The organism is Chryseobacterium sp. L12, from assembly GCF_056133985.1.
Genome location: NZ_JBVYOF010000035.1, coordinates 1 through 1776 on the forward strand (window position 1 = coordinate 1; position 1776 = coordinate 1776).

Sequence of the window (1776 nt, forward strand, 5' to 3'; positions counted from 1 at the left end):
AGTGACATCAATAAATCCACATACTTATCCTCGCGTAGGCACAGGAACTGTGAATTATAATTCGACAGCGATAAATCCTCTGAATGGTGTTATGTACGGAATTCAGACTCCTACGTCAAATGTTTTGGTAGCCGTCAATGCAGACGAAACATCTGGTAATCACAAATCACGCAGTTGAAATTTTTTGAGATAAGTCTATGGGGTAATCCCAAATTCCGACGAACCATTTTCTGCGTTTTTTGGTGAGTGCAATCTTCAGTTTGAGTGTGTCACCTACTTTTTCAAAATAAGCTCCAATAGCAAAGGTTCTATATCGTAGTGTAGATAATGTTTTCTGCGTTTTTTCTTGAAGAACAAACAGCCTGAAAATTGACATCAGATTATAAGCAATCATCGAAAATATAAGTGCAGCTTCTGTAGGGAAAAAGCCTTTAAGGTTAAAACTTTCGGCTCCAAAATCTGCCTTTAATTCCTTGATTCGATTCTCTGCATCGCCTCTGTTTCGGTACGTTCTCCAAACATCTGTTGCCGATTGTTCTTGGTTGGTAATATAGGCTGAATAACGATAATTTCTATGGATTTCATCTTCCGGAAACAGGCTTAATATTCGACCTGCCGCATTCGGCCGTTGTGCTATTTTTTGCCTTACAATGACTATCCTTCTTGGCTTTTCCCAGTTTTTTGCTTGATAATATTTGTCGCAAATTTCGATGCCCTCATCAACTTTTATCCAAAAATCTTGCTGGTTTATCAAGTGTTGAATGGGGTGAGTAAATTTTGCAGCGATGATGTATTGGAGTGTTTTTAATTCAAGATAATCCATAATGTCTTTCTGGAAAAAACCACTATCCAAACGAACTAATCCTACTTTTTTATCCCCAAAATTTAAGAGTGTTTCTTCTAAAAATCCTACAAAATTATTTGCCGAAGAAGTATCACCGCTCCTGAGCCAAAAATTAGCGACCATCTTTACATCGTTCACAAATGCAATGATAGGATGATGGCTGTTTCTTCCTTTTTTCTTAGGATTGTAGCCTTTTTTTGCTCCCTCTTGCTCTCCGTATCGAGTAATTACAGATGAATCAATGTCTAACGTAAAATAATTGAGGTTCAAATTCTGAAAAAACCAACTGAAAAAATGATGCCCAACTTGCTGGTTGATGTGTTGTGTAAACTTGCCAAAATAGCGTTTATATGCGTCCTGAGCAGGGGTCTTTCGCCAGTCAAATATTTCCCCAAGAGCCTTATCTGCACGGGTAATTTCTGTGTGCAAAAAACGATTGGCGCCACACCAAATACTCGTAATAAAAGATTCAAGCAAAACTTCTTTTTTATAAGAATTATTGGAAAGTGACACAGGTAAAGATTCGCATTTTTCAATTTGCTCTCTAAAGCCGATTTTGTCCAACATTTGCTTTAAAAACACCATTCCTCCCCAAGGCGTAATCTCTTTATTGGTAAAGGATAGATCGAAATTCATCGCTTATTTTTTTCTACTGCTACGCAGTTGGATATTAGAATACTAAAATACTCTTTTTTTTCTATTGCGGAATTGGTCTGGCTGCGCCGCAGATTGGTTTGGATATCAGATTATTCATCGTAGATGTAACTCCTTTGGCAGAAGATGAAGATTATGAAGATATTGCAGATGAGCTGAAGGAATTCAGAAAAGTTTTCATCAATGCAAAAATTCTTGAAGAATCCGGGGAAGAATGGAAGTTTAATGAAGGCTGCCTTTCCATTCCGGATGTGCGGGAAGATATCACAAGAAATAGT

At 37.5% G+C, this 1776-nt stretch carries 1 protein-coding gene and 1 pseudogene; one reads left to right on the plus strand and one right to left on the minus strand.

What is annotated here, in order from left to right; all coding sequences use genetic code 11:
• Positions 1-166: 166 nt before the first annotated feature.
• Positions 167-1480: an IS1380 family transposase gene (locus tag AC0NBN_RS16415; protein WP_474468843.1), complete on the minus strand. Its 1314-nt coding sequence runs from the start codon at positions 1478-1480 to the stop codon at positions 167-169.
• Between the two features lie 68 nt (positions 1481-1548).
• On the opposite strand from AC0NBN_RS16415, the pseudogene AC0NBN_RS16420 reads away from it, so the two are divergent.
• Positions 1549-1776, plus strand: a pseudogene (locus AC0NBN_RS16420) (peptide deformylase); the annotation flags it as partial.

What these genes read in the sequence shown, in the direction of transcription:
- AC0NBN_RS16415 (WP_474468843.1), bottom strand. Translation starts at nt 1,480, where the DNA reads ATGAATTTCGATCTATCCTTTACCAATAAAGAGATTACGCCTTGGGGA.